The organism is Haloarcula sp. CGMCC 1.2071, assembly GCF_037078445.1.
In the GTDB taxonomy this organism is placed as follows: Archaea; Halobacteriota; Halobacteria; order Halobacteriales; family Haloarculaceae; genus Haloarcula; species Haloarcula amylolytica.
Window position 1 is genome coordinate 261477 of the sequence record NZ_JAYMGY010000002.1, and the last position, 16169, is coordinate 277645.

Below are 16169 nucleotides of genomic sequence, written 5' to 3' on the forward strand. Positions count from 1 at the left end.
TAGGCGAGCCAGCGTCAAGAACACATCGGTGGTGTGTCCCGGCCGCGCAGGGCCGAGAACGTTCCGGCCAGCGCTACACGTCGATATCGTCGGGTGCGTCGGCCAGCAGGTCCGACGCCGTCACGAGCGAGGACAGTTCGAGGTCGTGGTCAGCGAGGTTCTCGCTGGCCCCCTCCTCGCGGTCGACGACGACGAGCACGCGATTGACGACAGCGCCGGCCTCGCGGAGCGCCTCGGCGGCGTCGACCGCGCTCTGGCCGGTCGTCGCGATGTCTTCGAGGATGATGACCTCCTCGCCGTCGGCCAGATCCCCTTCGATTCGGTTGCCCGTGCCGTACTCCTTGGCCTGCTTGCGGGCGATAACGTAGGGGATGCCCGTCTCGACACTGGTGACTGCGACCAGCGGGACCGCACCGAGGGCGACGCCGGCGAGCGTGGCGTCCGTGTCCCACTCGGCGATGCGCTCGGCGAAGGCCCCGGCGATGAGATCCAGACAGTCGGGGTTTGTCTCGAAGACGTACTTGTCGACGTAGTAGTTCGACGTGCCGCCGTGGGAGAGCTCAAACTCCCCGAACTTGACGGCGTCGGCGTCCCGTAGCGCCGCGATGAGGTCGTCGTTTGCCATACGCTCACTGCACGGTCACGGGGCTAATGACTGTTGAATTCGGACAGCGACATTCCTAAGCCCCTCCGCGTCAGACACTCGCTCGAATGCAAGTTTTCGGGTCGAGCGGCGTCCGGGGTGTCGCGGGCGATGAGCTGACACCGCGGTACGTCCTTCGGGTTGCACAGGCCGCCGGGGACGTCTGGCGTGACGACCACGACCGCGTGGCAATCGCCCGGGACACGCGGACGACCGGGCGGACGTTTATCAACGCCGCGACGAGCGGCCTGACGACCGTCGAGTTCGACGTCGACCGCCTCGGCGTCGTGCCGACGCCAGGGCTGCAGGCCTACTGTGAGCGTGAAGGGGTTCCGGGCGTGATGATTACTGCGAGTCACAATCCGGCCGCGTACAACGGCGTGAAGCTCATCGGCGCGGACGGCGTCGAACTGACGCGGGACACGCTCGACCACGTCGAGCAGTCTCTGCGAGACGACACCCCGGCCTACGCGGACTGGGAGACAGTCGGGTCCGACACCGCCATCGATAGCGCCCGCCGCCGCTACCGCGAGCAGGTGCTGTCTGCCGTCGACCGCGACCGTATCGCCGACGCCGACCTCACTATCGTCGTCGACCCCGGGCACGGCGCGGGCTCGCTGACGAGCCCCGACCTGTTCCGCGAACTCGGCTGTGAGGTCCACACCGTCAACACCCAGCCCGACGGCCACTTCCCCGGCCGCGACCCCGAACCCGTCGCCGAGAACCTCGGAGACCTCCGGGCGTTCGTCCGGGCGACCGACGCCGACCTCGGCTTTGCCCACGACGGCGACGCCGACCGCGGGATGTTCGTCGATGAAACCGGGACACACATCGAAGGCGACGCCGCGCTGGCGGCGCTCGCGGCGGCGGAAATCGAGTCGGGCGACGGCGTCGTCTCTGCGGTCAACGCCTCCCAGCGCCTTGTGGACGTGGTCGAGGACGCCGGCACGACCCTCTCGCTGACCCCCATCGGCTCGACGTACATCGTCAGCCGCATCCGCAAACTGCAGGACGAGGGGACCCACGTCGCGATTGCCGGCGAAGGCAACGGCGGCATCCTCTTTCCCGACTACCGCATCGCCAGAGACGGCGCGTTCACCGCCGCGAAGTTCCTCGAACTCGTCGCCGAGCGGCCCGCGAGCGAGGTCGCCGCGGACTACGACGACTACTACAACGTCCGGCGGAACCTCAAATACGAGACCGAAGACGAGCGCGAGGCGATGCTCAAGGGTATCGAGGCCCACGCGAACGACGCGACGGCCGACCTCGACACGACGGACGGCTACCGCCTCGACTACGGCGACGGCTGGGTGCTGGCCCGGCCGTCCGGCACGGAGCCCGTCGTCCGGGTCTACGCAGAAGCGCGCACGCTCGACCGGGCCGAGGAACTGGCCGAGACGATGGTCAGCCGGGCGACCCAGCAAACGAGCCGCTACAGCGACGAATAAGTTTCCAGCGCGTCGTCGATAGCCGCTCTGGCCTCGCGAGCGGTCGACAGTTCCTGCTCGACAGCACCGCTCGCCAGCCGTTCGCGCTCCGTTTCCGTGAGTTCCGAGCGAGCGACGGCGCTCTCCCGGAGCCGCTCGTAGTCGTCCCGCTCCGCGAGTCCACGCACCTCCCGTAGTGCCGCGACCACGGACTCGTCGGCGAAGCGGGCGACGACGGAGCGGTACTCCCGGCAGTACCACGGCAGGGCGTCTGCCGACGGCGGCGGCCAGTCGATCCGCACCGGCTCGGCGTCGAGCCGCCGGAGATACGTCCGCCGGGTGGCGACGGCACTCCGCAGCGCCGCGGCGTCGTCGACGTAGTGGTCCAGCTTCGAGGCGGAGTAGTCGGCGTACTCCAGTAGTTTCGGAATCGGCTCCGTGCCGGCGTCGTGCTCGCGGACGTACGTCAGCAGTTCCGCGGGCGGGGACCGGAACTCGACCAGCGGGTACGCGTCCGCTCGCTCGATGACCGCTAAGGCGTCTCTGGCCGGGGTGTTGCGCCGAAACTCGGTGAACGCCTCGGTGACGGCATCGTTGTAGCGCTCGATTGGGTCACGGAGGTGCTCGACCGGGGCATCGAGATCGGCGTCGCCGAGGCGCTGGAGGCGTTCCAGGTCGTCGATGCGGTCGCTCAGTTCGCCGCGCCGACGGTTCGCATCGGTCCGGGCTTTCTTGTACTGCTCGCGTGCGTCGTCGAGTTCGTCGAGCCGCCCGACGAGGTCGCCGATGGGCGACAACATCTCGCGGGCCTGCTCGAAGTCGCTCTCGGTGAGCCGCCGCTGCTGGAGGAAATCGTCGATTTCTTCGAACGTGTCTCGTTCGGGCATGTCCTCGGGGAGGTCGTCGGTCAGCGTCCCGACCCGGCCCTGAAACTCCATGAACGCCTCGAAGTCGCCGCCGCCGGTCGCTCGGCCGTCGTAGCTCTCGAGCAGGTTCCACAGTTCGCTGTAGATGTCGCGGCAGTCACGCAACGCGTCCGCGCCGATTTCCTCAACGCGTTCCTGTGCCCGGTCGTACGCTTCGGCGGCCTGTTCGAGGCGCTCCACGGCATCGGGTGTCCCGGCGTTGATGTCGATGTCAGTGTCGGTTCGCGCCATCAGTACACGTCGTCGGGGTCGAACACCTGTTCACCGACCGTCTCGCCGTCGACAGTTCGGTGGAAGCAGGACTCGTAGCCAGTGTGGCACGCCCCGCCGGTCTGGTCAACGATGTACAGCAGTGCGTCCCCGTCGCAGTCGACCCGCACCTCTTCGACGGCCTGCGTGTGGCCGCTGGTCCCGCCCTTGTGCCAGAGTTCGTCCCGGCTCCGCGAGTAGTAGTGGGCTTCCCCCGTCTCGCGGGTCTTCCGGAGCGCTTCCTCTGTGACGTAGGCGAGCATGAGCACCTCGCCGGTGTCTGCGTCCTGTGCGACAGCGGGGATGTACTCCTGCTCGTCGAACGCGAGGTCGACCTCGGTCATACTCGGGCCGAGGCGTGTCCGCAAAATAGGTCTTCTGCTGCGGGGGGTCAGGCCAGCCCAACAGCCTGCAACAGCGAGAACAACACGTCGCCGTAGGTGAGCGAGACGACCAGCCCGGCGAACATGGGGACGAGAAACGGAATTCCGGGCGAAATCCACACCTCGTCCTGTTCGGCGAGCACGTCCAGTCCGTCACGGAGCTGGGCCGACGACGTGCCGTAGGCCGAGTGGTCGATGTCGTCAAGGAACCGCTCGGCTCCCCACGGGTCGTCGACGGGGCCGGGACGGTCGGCCCCACCGGTCCCGGCGTCACGGCCTGCCGGTCCATCTATATCGCCAGCCACCGGGTCGCCGCCGTCGGTCGCCAGCGAGCCGTCGCCGGGGTCGTTCGGGACCGCTGGGAGGGAAGTCGGACGCCGGTGCTGGTCTGGGTCGGCGCGGATGTCGGCCAGCGAGCAACCGCGCCACTGGAGGTACATCCGGAGCGCGTCGAGGTCAAGGCCGCCGCGGTCGAACCCGTCAGGCGATTCCAGCAGCCGACCGTACTCCTCAGTGACGCTGCCGACGGGGACCGGCCGCCCGATGAACATCGCCAGTGAAAAACGACCTCGGGCGAGGTTCCCGGCGGCGACGGCAAGCGGATAGACGATGCCAGCAAGCACGGTGTTCGAGAGAATCGTCAGCGAGAACACGCCGATAGCGCTCTGCTGGAGCGGGAGCGCGACGCTTGGCATGGGCAGGTAGTACACCGGATAGACGGGAAAGAGAACGGCGACGAGCATGAACGCCTTCGCGTCGGCCCCACCGAACCCGCCGATGAGCCAGAAACCGTACGACAGCGGAATGACGAAGCCGAGACTGATCGCGACCTGAACGAAGAACAGCCGCTGGCCGACCGCTGTCGGGCCGGCCCAGACGGTGTAGGCGTCCCACAGCAGGAGCACGACCGCCAGCACGGCAAGCGGGGTCCAGGTCCGGTTGGGCACCCGGCGGGTTTTCACGTCGCGGTAGGCCGCCCACCCGAACACCGGGACGGCGACCAGCCGAAGCAGGTCCGGTATCGACCCAAGCACGGCTGTACGCAATACAGGGGTATCCCTAATGGTTCCGGTACGACGGCTGTCCAAGGCAGTCGCTGCTGGAAGAAGAAAGTGTAGTGCGCTGCAGGAGCCGCGTTAGATGACGCGGTTCTGCAGGTAGTCGAGGTGCTTGGCGTTGTAGACGATCTTGACCTCGTCGGCGTCCGGGCTGCCGATACAGGTCAGGCGAACGTTCTTGTCTTCGACTTCCTCGTCGCTGAGGATCTGCTGCATGTCCATGTCGATGTCGCCTTCGAGAACGATGGCGGCACAGTTCGCACAGGCACCGGCGCGGCACGAGAAGGGCCAGTCGTAGCCCTGCGCCTCGGCGGCCTCAAGGATGTACTCGCCTTCGTTCACCTCGAGGGACCCGTAGTCCTCACCGTCGAGGTCCATATCTGACGCCTCTGCGAAGACGTCGTCGTCGTACATGTCCCAGCCGTTATCGTCCACTACTTCGTAGTTAAGGTACTCTACCGTGGGCATCACCTGATTGGTTCGAACCCCGCCCTGTTAGACTTTGCCCTTCGGTTTTAGGCCGTGCAAAATAATGAGGGACAACGCGGGGATTCGTCGGAACTGACGGCATCTGTTCGGGCCGATACTGTTCAGGCGATCGGCAAAAACTTGAACACCAGATACGCCGCGAGCGTCGCAATCGACGGGACGATGTTCTGGAGGAAAATCACTCTGGCGGTGGTCCCGGGTTCGAACAGGTCCGACGCCGACGGGATGTCCTCCCGTGATTCCTCGCCGATGGGTTCGGTCTCGGCCGGCTTCGGCGTCCCCTTTTTTCCGCCGACGGTCGGCGCGTCCGCAGCCTCCGCGTCGGTGGTCAGCGCACCGACAGACGCGACGGGGGTCTCACCATGCACAGTATCGGAGATACTCGTCGTTCGCGTTGCACGGCCCCACCCGAGACCGACGATACTCATCGTGGCGATGATGACGAAACTCGCCGGAATACCCAGCGCGGAGAGGAAGGTGACGATGGTGGAGGCGACCGCCGCGACCACGATGGCGGCGACCAGCGGGAGGTCGGTCAGGTCGTTGCCGACCGTGTCCATCGTTCGGCGGGCAATGGTGAACGCACCGAGACCGATGGCCCCGCCGCCGAGCAGGATAGCCGGGTACATATCTAGCGAGCCGTTCCCCACAAGGGGGGCGACGGCGTTGGCAACGTTCGACGCGCCCGCCGAGAAAGCCATGTAACAGCCGATACCGATGACGACGACGGTCCCGACGAACTCACGCGGCGTCGTGTTCTCGCCGAGTGACGGCTGTGGAATCGAGCCGGACCGGTCGAAATCCAGTAGCGACCCCTCGCTCTGGGAGACAGCGAACCACTCGACGAGGCGCGGGTAGAAGTACCGGCCGATGACCCCGCTGACCCAGAAGGCGATAATCGGGGAAACGAGCCACCACGAGACGATTTCGAGCATCAGGGCGGCGTTTAGCGTCCCGCGAGCGAGGCCGAGACCGGCGATAGCGCCGACGGCAGTCATCGATGTCGACGCGGGGACGCCGACCACGTTCGAGAGAAACAGCGCGACGCCGATGAAAAACAGGACGACGATGCTGATGAGCGGCGAGAAGGCGGTCTCGACGAGGTCGCTCCCGAGGCTTTCGACGACTTCCGGGCCGACGATGAGTCCCCCGGCCAGCGCGAAGATGGTCATCAGGGCCGCCGCGGACAGTTTCGAAAGCGTATCTGACCCGACTGCAGGCCCGAACGCGACACCCGTCGAAGATCCCCCGATGTTGAAGCCGACGAAGATAGCCACCAGAACACCGAGGGCAAAGAGAACTTCGACCATACAGGTGCCAGTCCCTCACTGGGTTAAAACATACCGAACGGGTACTGCGCCAAGCGACGGCGACCGCCGCTACGACGACCGCTCGTCCGATCTACCCTCGTCGGTGTCGGACTTGCCACCCTCCTCCGCGAGGTGCTCGTCGTCAGCCGGCATCGTCTCCTCGACCGCCGCCGCGGTCTCCTCGACTTCGCTTGCCGTTTCCTTGGCCGCTTCAACCTCGTCAGTGACCGATTCGGCTGTCTGCTTCGCGTCGCTGGTCTTGTCTTTGACCTCGGTGGTCTTGTCTTTCACTTCTGTCGTCCGGTCTTTCGTGTCCGTCGCCTTGTCCTTGACCTGGGTCGTCTTGTCCTTCACCTCGGTCGTCTTGTCCTTGACTTCGGTCGTCTTGTCCTTGACTTCGGTCACCTTCTCGGCGGCGTCCTCGTCGCCGGTCTCGGTCGCAGTCTGTTCGACTTCGTCGGCCGTCCGCTCGACTTCGTCGGCTGTCTGCTCGACCTCGTCGACGGTCTCCTCCACTTCGTCCGCTGTCTGCTCGACCTCGCCGGCCGTCTGCTCGACTTCGTCCGCGGTCTGTTCGACATCTTCGGCAGCCTCGTCGACCGTCTCGGCGGCGTTTTCGACCTCGTCGGCGGTCGTCTCTAGCTCCTCGGCTGTCGTTTCCAGTTGCTCGGCGGCCTCTTCGAGTTCAGCGGCCTTCGTGGCGACGTCCTCGTTCGTCCGTTCGAGGACGTTCGCGAGGACGAGGAACTGTAGCAAGCCGACGACGACGAATGCCGAGATGGCGACGCTCGCGGCAGTCGCGAGCACCGACGTCGTGCCGGCACCCAGCGGCAGGACACCGAAGGAAGCCAAACCCCAGGCCAGCGCCAGGCCGACGGCGGTGACCAGTACGGCCTGTTCGAACAGCCGGTACTCGCGCTCGTACCGCCCGAACATGATTGCTTCGAGCCGACGGGCAAGCGGTGTGAGGACGAGTGTGGCAGTAACCATGGCGAACCTTCCCTATCACGGCTTAAAAGGATGCGGGTCACTGGAGGGAGACGGCCGTCCGCACGTATCGGACCGACACGCTTTCGACGGCCGCCGCCGGACCACCGGCCATGTTCCCCGAATTCGAGGTCGTCCCCGCAGTCGACATGCAGGACGGACAGGTGGTCCAGCTGGTCGGCGGCGAACGCGGCACCGAAAAGACCTACGGCGATCCGGTCGAGGCCGCTCAGCGGTGGGTCGACGCCGGCGCGCGGACGCTTCATCTCGTCGACCTCGACGGCGCGTTCGAGGGCGAGCGACAGAACGCGGCGGCCATCGACGCCGTCCTCGACGCGGTGGGTGACGACGTGGGCGTGCAACTCGGCGGCGGCATCCGGACCGCCGAGGACGCCATCTCGCTGCTCGACCGCGGGCTTGACCGCGTCATCCTCGGCACGGCGGCCGTCGAGACGCCGGAGATCGTCCGCGAGATCAGCGACGAACACCCCGGCAGTGTGCTCGTGAGCCTCGACGCGAAGGACGGCGAGGTGGTCGTCTCCGGGTGGACCGAAGGGACCGGTCTGGACCCCGCGGAAGCCGCCGAGCGGTACGCCGACCTCGGGGCCGGCGGCATCCTCTTTACCGACGTGGACGTAGAAGGGCAGCTCGAAGGAGTTCGGACCGATCCGGTCCGCCGGCTGGTCGACAGCGTCGACATCCCGGTTATCGCAAGCGGCGGCGTGGCGACCATCGACGACGTGCTATCGCTACGGTCGGCCGGGGCCGCCGCCGTCGTCGTCGGCAGCGCGCTCTACGAGGGGCAGTTCACGCTCGACGCGGCGATCGACGCGCTCGCCGAGGATTAATCGAGCGGGACGAACGGCAGCGTCGCCCGCGAGTCGGCGCTGTAGGCCAGCGCGTCGGACTGGCTCACTCCCTCGGGCGTCGTCAGGTCCATGATTCGCGGGGCGTTCTCGACCGCATCCGGCTTCGCGCCGCCGAAGACGTAAGCCTCGGCTTCTTCGGCAACGGGCCGTAGCGACCCGCGGTCCTCCGACTGCACCATCGCGACGACTTCGAGGTCCGCCGCGTCCGCGCCGCCGACGGCTTCTCTGTCGAGGGAGAGCGTGACCGTCCCCGCATCTACGTCGACGGCCTCACCGAGTGAGACCGCCTCCCCGTCGTCGTCGGTCAGCGCCGCACCGCTGGCGTCGACCGCGCTCTTGGAGAAGCCGCTGATTTCGATGCGGTACTGCCACGGGGCCTCGAAGTCGACGGTCGCGCCGAGGTCGTCGAGGCTGGTCGTCGACCCGCTGTCGGCGCTCGGGTCTCGGAGCCAGAGGACGAACCACTGCGGCGAGAAGCCGCGACTGCTGCCGAAGGCGTTGTAGAGGCTCGCCACCTCGAAGGTGAAGCGGTGGAGGCTCGGCGTCTGCTCGACAGTCAGCGACTCCAGATCGAACGCGCCCGACTCGAAGTCGTCGCTGGTCGGGTAGGTGTACTCGCCGGGGCCGGTGTCGTCGCCGGACGGGTCGGCGAGTTCGGCCACCGTCGCGGGCGGCTTGACCGTCACCGTTCCGCTTGCCAGCGTCGTCCCGTCCGGGAGCGTGACCGTCACCTCGTACTCGCCAGCCGCGTCGATGCTGTAGCCGAACTCGTAGGTGGCGTCGCCTGTGTTGGGCGGGAAGCGGACGTTCTCTGTCCTGACAGTCTCGCCGCCGACGCGGAGCGTCACCGTGGTCCCGCCGATGAACGCCCCGTCGTTGCGCCCGGTGGCCCGAATGAACGGCTCCTGGATGAACACCTCGTCGCCGATGGTGACGTCGAAGTCCTGTGCTGGCCGCTCGTACGCCGGCAGATCGTTGATTTCCTGCCCCGTCGCGCGTCGGAAGCGGACGGCCGTCCCGCCGCTGCCGACCATCGACGCGAGCAGGGTCGTCCCCGGAGTGACGATTGCCTCGTCGACGCGAACGTCGGTCAGGTTCTCGTCGTAGGCCGCGTCAATGCCGTCGGCGTAGATTTCGGCGACGTACTTCGGGCCGCTGGGGCCGTTACCGTTGCCCGTGCCGTTCTTCCTGCCGTTGCCGCCGGCTTCGTTCGTCCCGTTCTTCTCGCCGTTGTCGTTCCCCGGCCCCTGTCCGTTGCTGTCCGAAGCAGGCGAGAGGAACTCCAGGGGTACGTCGACGGCGCGGCCGCCCTCGTCGGTCATCGCGCCGAGATACCATTCCTCGCCTTTCTGCCGTACAGTGACCATGTAATCGCCGATCTCGGCGTCGAGGACGCGTGTGTCGTCCCAGCCTGCGGCCGGAACGTCCTCGATGAACTGGAACGCCTCGACGGTCTCGCCGCGGATGGGCGGCGTCTCGGGTTCGGGCATCGATTCGCCGGATGCGGTGACCGCCATCGAGTCGAGGTTGAAGCCGCCAGTGTCCTCGGCGGTCAGCGAGAGGGCGAGTTCGTCCTCGTCGCCCGACAGCGAGACGGTCGTCGAGACGGTCTCCCAGACGTCCCAGTACTCGGTGGGCGGGAACGTTAGCTGGCCGGCCTCGCTGCCGTCGACCAGCACCGTCGCGGTGCGGTCGGTGTCCGGCGAAACGGCGTTCTCCTCGGCGTCGCTGGCGTACCGGAAATGAACCTCATACTCGCCCTCGCTCGCACCTTCGACAGCCCAGGAGACGGTCGCACCGGGCGCGGCGCTGTTGGGGTCGATGGCGACGTACTGCTCGCCCTGGGCGTTGGCCCAGCGGGCGGCCGTCGAGAAGCCCTCGATGTCGCCCCACTCGGCCTGGGCGACCTCGCCGACGGCGGCCGTCGACGGCTGGTCGGCCAGATAGGAACTGGGTAGGTCGGCGGCCATCTGGAGGCCGCTGAAGTACGTCGGGTACATCGCCAGTTGCTTGGCGCGGGTGGTCTCGATGCCGCCCGACCCCGAGTCCATGTCGAAGATGCCCGGCGTGTACTCGACCGGCCCGCCCAGCATCCGCGTAAACGGGAAGGTGACGTGGTGTTCGGGGCTCACGTCGCCGAAGGAGTCGTACTCCTGGCCTTTGACCCCCTCGCGGGTCATCAGGTTCGGATAGGTCCGCCGGCGGCCGGTCGGGTGAATCGGCTCGTGAATGTCGAGCATCTGGCGGTTGGCCGCCGCGGTCTCGGCGACCAGCGTGTGGTGGTTGACGAGTATCTGGTTGTGGTGGCTGTAACTCTCGCCCGCAAGGTCACCGCTGTCGGAGACGTAGCCGTTCTTGATGGTCCGGATTCCGAGGTCGTCGTACAACGAAAATGCCTCGTCGAGCTGTGATTCGTAGTTCCGGAAGTCCCCGGCGGTCTCGTTGTGCATCGTCATCTGGGTCGGCGGATCGAGGCTCGCACCGTAGTCGGTCACTTCCTCCAGGTCGAAGTCCGGATACGGTGTCGAGAAATCGAATCCACTGCCATCGCCCGGATAGCTCGACCACCCCTCGTTCCACCCCTCGACGAGGACGCCGGGGATGTCGTGCTCGCTGGCGAAGTCCATGTACTGCGTGGCGCGGCCGGTCTGTGCGCCGTGGTTGCCGGAGGTCTCCCCGGTGTACTCCCAGTCGGCGCGGCCGGTTATCATCAGCCACCAGACGCCGATGAACTTCTGGGGCTCTATCCAGTCGACGCCCTGCGTGAACACCTCCTCGTCGTAGTCTTCGTTGAGGTTCACCACCAGATTCGACTCGACGAGGTCGCCGGCGCTGGTCCCCACCTGAACTGTTCGCCATGGGGTGACGTGCGGGGCCGACGCCGACACCTTGGTCCCGTCGGGCAGCGGCGCGAGCGTCGATTGGAAGGTCGTGTCACCGGCGTCCGACGGTGTGAGCGCGAGCGAGGCGTAGTCCGTGAGGTCGGCCTCGTGGACGGCGAGGTGACGGCCGTCGTCGGTTCGCATCGTTATCGGCGTGTGGACGCCGTCGAAGCCAGTGCCGTCGAGTTCGCCGGCCACCTCGCTCAGCGGCGTCTCCTCGTACTCCACCTCGAAGTTGTTGTAGTCGTTGGGAATCCACCACGAGGTGTAGTCCCCGGCGAAATTGTACTCGGTCCGCTCGGATGTGACGACGAACTGGTCGCCGAAGGGCTCCCCGAAGATGAATCGGAAGCCGACGCCGTCGTCGAACACCCGGAAGACGAGCGTCCCGAACCGCTCCGCCCCGGCCGACTCCGCGACCCCCAGCCGGAGTTCCGTGTACCGCTCGGTGATTTCGTCGTAACGGTCCCAGACCGGCGTCCAGCTGGTGTCGACCTCGGTCCGCTCGCTCCCGGTGACTGTCAGGCCAGCGGCGAAGGCATCCTGATTCCGGAACTCGAAGCCCAGTTCCGACGCCCCAATGAGCGTCGTCCCGTCGTGTGCAACCTCGTATGTTGGCACACCGTCGCTGACATCGACAGTGAGTGTGACTGTCCCGTCGGGCGACGAGACAGTCCGTGTGGCCGAGTCGTCGCCCGCTGTCACCTGTGCGGCAGCGTCGTCGGAGACGGAGACCGAGAACGCCGACGCGGCGAGGAGTGAACCAATCCCACCGAGGAACTGTCTTCGGCTCGGTTTTGATTTAGGCTGTGATCTTTCTTCAAACATCGAGTCGTTCCTGCCACGGGTCAATAATAAAAGTTCACCTAGAATTACGTACCAGTTGGTCAGTGAGGCAGTGAACACCATCGGAATATCGCGTTGCAGCCGAAATGAGGGGTGGCTGAACGCCTATCCGGCTCGCACCCATAATGTAGATATGGACCGCAACGAGGTGCGTCGCGCATGGGACAGCGTCTCTGAGACCTACGCCGAACGGCGCGACCCGAGCGGGTCGGACGCAGCCCTGCTCGACGACCTGCTCGAACGGCTCCCCGAAACGCCGACAGTCCTCGACGTGGGCTGTGGCGACGGCGCGCGAACGCTTGCGAATCTTCCGTCGAACAGCGTTGGGCTCGATTTCTCGCGTGTGGGCCTGGACCTCGCCGCCGAGACGGTGCCGGACAGCCGTCTCGTTCAGGGGGATATGACGGCGCTCCCGATTGCGACCGACGGCGTGGACGCCGTCACGGCCTACCACGCCGTCTTTCACGTCCAGCGAGACCAGCACCCGGAAGTCTACCGGGAGTTCGCCCGCGTCCTCCGGCCGGGCGGCACTGTGTTGATGACGCTGCCGAGCGGCCAGTTCGAAACCGTCCGGCGCGGCTGGATGGGCGGGTCGATGTTCTTCTCAGCACCGGGTCGGCGAACGACCCTCGACCAGTTGGCCGACGCCGGCTTCAGCGAGACAGAGACGGTCACTGCGACGGACCCCCTCGGGAGCGATAGCGAGTTCGTCTTCGCCACGCTCGACGGCGATTAGCGACCGCCTACTCCCCCAAGTCGTCGGCCGTGCTGACGTGCATCCCGACGAACTGCCACTCGCGTGCCCCACCGGTGGCTTCCAGCGTCCCGCTCCAGCGCGTGTCGTACTCGTGGCGGACCCCGGCCTCGGTGTCGAGCCAGCACAGGTCGACGGCGTCGCTGAACCACGCGTAGCCCTCGCGTTCGGTCACTCGGAGCGCACGGCTCTCGACGGTCCAGTCTCTCGTCGTCTCGGTCTGCTCCTGTAGGCCTGTCGTGGTGGCGTCAGTCCCGACCAGCTGTTCGGAGATGCCGAACTTGACGACCGAGCGGTCCGCGTCGTCGGCAAAAAAGGGGCCGAGCGGCTCGCCGGCCCGGAGCGCCGCGTAGTAGGCCGCGATAGTCTCTCTGGCGTTCATGTGGTTCCGTACAGTGGCCAGACACTTCACTGACACACCCGATGCTCTGGCTGTTCGAGACACCAGTCCCGGTTTAATTACTGCTCCTCACACCGGACCCGCAATCCTTACGCCGCGGACGGCCACACGGACGAGTATGACAGAGGCGACGGGAATCGTCGGGGAGTTCCTCACGCTCAAGGAGGGGACCGACGCGGACCTGCTGGCGATGCAGTGTGGCGACTTCTACGAGTTTTTCGACGAGGACGCCGAGATCGTCGCCGACGAACTCGACCTGAAGGTGAGCCAGAAGTCCTCCCATGGCTCGTCGTACCCGATGGCGGGGGTGCCGGTCGACGACCTGACGCCGTACGTCTCTGCGCTGGTCGAGCGGGGCTACCGGGTCGCCATCGCCGACCAGCACGAGACCGAGAACGGCCACGCCCGCGAAATAACGCGGGTAGTTACGCCCGGGACGCATCTGGAGACCGGCGACGAGTCGGCGCAGTACCTCGCCGCAGTCGTCCGAGAGACCAGCCGGGACGGCGGTGACACCTACGGCATCGCCGCGACGGACGTGACCACGGGCCAGTTCCAGGTCACGCAACTGGACGACGCCGACGCGGGCGAGGCGCTGACGGAGCTGTACACGTTCGCACCGGCGGAGATTCTTCCCGGACCGGAGTTGCGGAACGACGACGAGTTCCTGGACCGCCTGCGCGAGCGGACGGGCGCGGCGCTGACGCTGCACGACTCAGCATCGTTCGAGCCGGGACGGGCGAGCCACACCGTCCGCGAGCAGTTCGGGGGCGAGACGGTCGACAGCGTCGGCATCGGCGACCAGGACGTGGCGGTACAGGCCGCCGGTGCGGTGCTGTCCTACGTCGAGGACACCGGCGTCGGAACGCTGGCGGCGGTCACGCGCCTGCAAGCGTACGGCGAGCGCGACCACGTCGACCTCGACGCGACCACACAGCGCAACCTCGAACTCACCGAGACCATGCAGGGCGACAGTTCGGGGTCGCTGTTCGACACCATCGACCACACCGTCACGGCCGCCGGCGGGCGACTGCTCCAGCAGTGGCTCCAGCGACCCCGGCGCAACCGGGCCGAACTCCGGCGTCGGCAGTCCTGCGTGGCGGCGCTGTCGGAGGCGGCGATGGCCCGCGAGCGGATTCGAGAGACGCTGTCGGACGCCTACGACCTCGAACGGCTGGCCGCCCGGGCCACCTCCGGGAGTGCGGACGCGCGGGACCTGCGAGCGGTCGAGGAGACGCTGGCACTGTTGGGGCAGGTCGCCGACGCCGTCACCGAGACCGAGCGGCTGGCCGAGTCGCCGCTTGCCGACGCTCTCGACGGCGCTGACCGCGAGGCGGCCGACGCGCTGGCCGCGGAACTCGACAGTGCACTGGTCGCGGACCCGCCGGGGACGGTCCGACAGGGTGGGCTGTTCAAACGGGGATTCGACGACGACCTCGACGAAATCATCGACGAGCACGAGGCCGCGCTGGAGTGGCTGGAGACGCTGCCGGACCGCGAGAAGGAGCGGACCGGCATCACCCACCTCTCGGTCGACCGGAACAAGACCGACGGCTACTACATCCAGGTCGGCAAGAGCGAGACCGACGCCGTCCCCGAGGAGTACCAGCACATCAAGACGCTGAAAAACTCGAAGCGGTACACGACATCCGAACTCGACGAGAAAGAGCGGGACGTGCTGCGCTTGGAGGAGCGCCGCCACGACATGGAGTACGAGCGGTTCCAGACACTCCGAGGGCGGGTGGCCGAGCGCGCGACGCTGTTGCAGGACGTGGGCCGGGCACTCGCGGAACTGGACGCGTTCGCGTCGCTCGCGGTCCACGCCGTCGAGAACGACTGGACCCGGCCGGCGGTCGTCGAGGGCAACGAACTCTCTATCGAGGCCGGCCGCCACCCGGTCGTCGAGCAGACCACCGAGTTCGTTCCGAACGACCTCTACATGGACGACGACCGGCAGTTCCTCATCGTCACCGGGCCGAACATGAGCGGGAAGTCGACGTACATGCGTCAGGCGGCGCTCATCACGCTGCTTGCCCAGGTGGGCAGTTTCGTGCCGGCGCGGTCGGCGACGGTCGGCCTCGTGGACGGCATCTTCACCCGCGTCGGCGCGCTGGACGAACTGGCGCAGGGCCGCTCGACGTTCATGGTCGAGATGCAGGAACTGTCGAACATCCTCCACTCGGCCACCGACGAGTCGCTGGTGATTCTGGACGAGGTCGGCCGCGGGACGGCTACCTTCGACGGCATCTCTATCGCCTGGGCGGCGACGGAGTACATCGTCAACTCCATCCAGTCGAAGACGCTGTTTGCGACCCACTACCACGAACTGACGGCGCTGGGCGAGGAGCTACCGGCCGTCGAGAACGTCCACGTCGCGGTCGACGGCGAGCCCCGCTCCGCGGAGGGGGACGGCGACGTGACGTTCCTCCGAACGGTCCGGGACGGCCCGACCGACCGCTCCTACGGCGTCCACGTCGCCGACCTCGCCGGGGTTCCCGAACCGGTCGTCAGTCGCTCACAGGAGGTGCTCGACCGCTTGCGCGACGACAAAGCTATCGAGATTCGGGGCAGCGAGCGGGACGACGGCGGGACGACGCAGGCCGTGTTCGACCTGGATTCGGGGCAGTTCAGGGACGGCACGGCTCAGTCGGCGAACACATCAGCCGGTTCGACGGCTGAGCCGGTCGCGACCGACGGTGACCCCGAACACGCGACCGGGGAGGCCGCGGCCGAGGCCCCTGACGGCGACGAGGCGGCAGCGTCCCTCGACCCTGAGACGGAGACCGTTCTCTCGGAGCTGACCGAACTAGATGTCAACGAGACGCCACCGGTCGAGCTGATGGCGAAGGTACAGGAGTGGCAGGCCGAACTGGACGACGAGTAGCAGACGTCACCCGATTTTCAACGGAGATACTCACGCCCGAAAGGGTATAGGGGAGTTGTCAC

Annotated in this window: 13 protein-coding genes; 4 read left to right on the forward strand and 9 right to left on the reverse strand. The window is 66.8% G+C overall.

What is annotated here, in order from left to right:
* Positions 1-73: 73 nt before the first annotated feature.
* Complete coding sequence (gene pyrE / locus VI234_RS05345; protein ID WP_008307366.1) at positions 74-625, reverse strand: orotate phosphoribosyltransferase; 552 nt, start codon at positions 623-625, stop codon at positions 74-76.
* Between the two features lie 86 nt (positions 626-711).
* On the opposite strand from pyrE, the gene glmM reads away from it, so the two are divergent.
* Positions 712-2091, forward strand: coding sequence for a phosphoglucosamine mutase (gene glmM / locus VI234_RS05350; RefSeq protein ID WP_336329434.1), 1380 nt, complete (start codon positions 712-714; stop codon positions 2089-2091).
* On the opposite strand, the gene VI234_RS05355 is transcribed toward glmM, so the two are convergent.
* From VI234_RS05355 to VI234_RS05380, 6 genes are all read right to left on the reverse strand, one after another.
* On the reverse strand, positions 2076-3227 hold the full coding sequence (locus VI234_RS05355; RefSeq protein ID WP_336329435.1) for a DUF7118 family protein: 1152 nt from the start codon (positions 3225-3227) through the stop codon (positions 2076-2078). The genes glmM and VI234_RS05355 overlap by 16 nt on opposite strands.
* On the reverse strand, positions 3227-3589 hold the full coding sequence (gene hisI / locus VI234_RS05360) for a phosphoribosyl-AMP cyclohydrolase (RefSeq protein WP_336329436.1): 363 nt from the start codon (positions 3587-3589) through the stop codon (positions 3227-3229). The genes VI234_RS05355 and hisI overlap by 1 nt, the downstream gene beginning before the upstream one ends.
* 47 nt (positions 3590-3636) lie before the next feature.
* Positions 3637-4662 (reverse strand): A24 family peptidase, encoded by a 1026-nt coding sequence (locus tag VI234_RS05365; protein WP_336329437.1) that lies wholly within the window; start codon positions 4660-4662, stop codon positions 3637-3639.
* Between the two features lie 102 nt (positions 4663-4764).
* Positions 4765-5154, reverse strand: a complete 390-nt coding sequence (fer1, locus tag VI234_RS05370; protein ID WP_004590522.1) for a ferredoxin Fer1 — start codon at positions 5152-5154, stop codon at positions 4765-4767.
* Positions 5155-5276: 122 nt separating this feature from the next.
* Positions 5277-6485, reverse strand: a complete 1209-nt coding sequence (locus tag VI234_RS05375) for an inorganic phosphate transporter (RefSeq protein ID WP_008307357.1) — start codon at positions 6483-6485, stop codon at positions 5277-5279.
* Between the two features lie 69 nt (positions 6486-6554).
* A complete protein-coding gene (locus VI234_RS05380) occupies positions 6555-7475 on the reverse strand; it encodes a hypothetical protein (RefSeq protein WP_336329438.1) in 921 nt (306 codons plus the stop codon).
* Between the two features lie 110 nt (positions 7476-7585).
* Here VI234_RS05380 and hisA point away from each other — a divergent pair, with 110 nt between their 5' ends.
* Positions 7586-8320, forward strand: coding sequence for a 1-(5-phosphoribosyl)-5-[(5-phosphoribosylamino)methylideneamino]imidazole-4-carboxamide isomerase (gene hisA / locus VI234_RS05385; protein ID WP_008307352.1), 735 nt, complete (start codon positions 7586-7588; stop codon positions 8318-8320).
* Here hisA and VI234_RS05390 read toward each other — a convergent pair.
* Complete coding sequence (locus tag VI234_RS05390; RefSeq protein WP_336329439.1) at positions 8317-12051, reverse strand: glycoside hydrolase family 97 catalytic domain-containing protein; 3735 nt, start codon at positions 12049-12051, stop codon at positions 8317-8319. The two genes, hisA and VI234_RS05390, sit on opposite strands and share 4 nt — an antisense overlap.
* Positions 12052-12202: 151 nt before the next feature.
* On the opposite strand from VI234_RS05390, the gene VI234_RS05395 reads away from it, so the two are divergent.
* Positions 12203-12805, forward strand: a complete 603-nt coding sequence (locus tag VI234_RS05395; protein ID WP_008307349.1) for a class I SAM-dependent methyltransferase — start codon at positions 12203-12205, stop codon at positions 12803-12805.
* 7 nt (positions 12806-12812) lie between these two features.
* Here the strand turns inward: VI234_RS05395 and VI234_RS05400 are convergent, their stop codons facing one another.
* On the reverse strand, positions 12813-13205 hold the full coding sequence (locus VI234_RS05400; RefSeq protein ID WP_336329440.1) for a nuclear transport factor 2 family protein: 393 nt from the start codon (positions 13203-13205) through the stop codon (positions 12813-12815).
* Positions 13206-13341: 136 nt separating this feature from the next.
* Between VI234_RS05400 and mutS the strand changes: the two genes are divergently transcribed.
* Complete coding sequence (gene mutS, locus VI234_RS05405) at positions 13342-16107, forward strand: DNA mismatch repair protein MutS (protein WP_336329441.1); 2766 nt, start codon at positions 13342-13344, stop codon at positions 16105-16107.
* Positions 16108-16169 lie beyond the last annotated feature (62 nt).

Excerpts from the sequence above, each read along its gene's own strand:
- pyrE (WP_008307366.1), bottom strand. The coding sequence starts at position 625 with ATGGCAAACGACGACCTCATCGCGGCGCTACGGGACGCCGACGCCGTC.
- glmM (WP_336329434.1), top strand. The coding sequence starts at position 712 with ATGCAAGTTTTCGGGTCGAGCGGCGTCCGGGGTGTCGCGGGCGATGAG.
- VI234_RS05355 (WP_336329435.1), bottom strand. The coding sequence starts at position 3,227 with ATGGCGCGAACCGACACTGACATCGACATCAACGCCGGGACACCCGAT.
- hisI (WP_336329436.1), bottom strand. The coding sequence starts at position 3,589 with ATGACCGAGGTCGACCTCGCGTTCGACGAGCAGGAGTACATCCCCGCT.
- fer1 (WP_004590522.1), bottom strand. The coding sequence starts at position 5,154 with ATGCCCACGGTAGAGTACCTTAACTACGAAGTAGTGGACGATAACGGC.
- VI234_RS05375 (WP_008307357.1), bottom strand. The coding sequence starts at position 6,485 with ATGGTCGAAGTTCTCTTTGCCCTCGGTGTTCTGGTGGCTATCTTCGTC.
- VI234_RS05380 (WP_336329438.1), bottom strand. The coding sequence starts at position 7,475 with ATGGTTACTGCCACACTCGTCCTCACACCGCTTGCCCGTCGGCTCGAA.
- hisA (WP_008307352.1), top strand. The coding sequence starts at position 7,586 with ATGTTCCCCGAATTCGAGGTCGTCCCCGCAGTCGACATGCAGGACGGA.
- VI234_RS05390 (WP_336329439.1), bottom strand. The coding sequence starts at position 12,051 with ATGTTTGAAGAAAGATCACAGCCTAAATCAAAACCGAGCCGAAGACAG.
- VI234_RS05395 (WP_008307349.1), top strand. The coding sequence starts at position 12,203 with ATGGACCGCAACGAGGTGCGTCGCGCATGGGACAGCGTCTCTGAGACC.
- VI234_RS05400 (WP_336329440.1), bottom strand. The coding sequence starts at position 13,205 with ATGAACGCCAGAGAGACTATCGCGGCCTACTACGCGGCGCTCCGGGCC.
- mutS (WP_336329441.1), top strand. The coding sequence starts at position 13,342 with ATGACAGAGGCGACGGGAATCGTCGGGGAGTTCCTCACGCTCAAGGAG.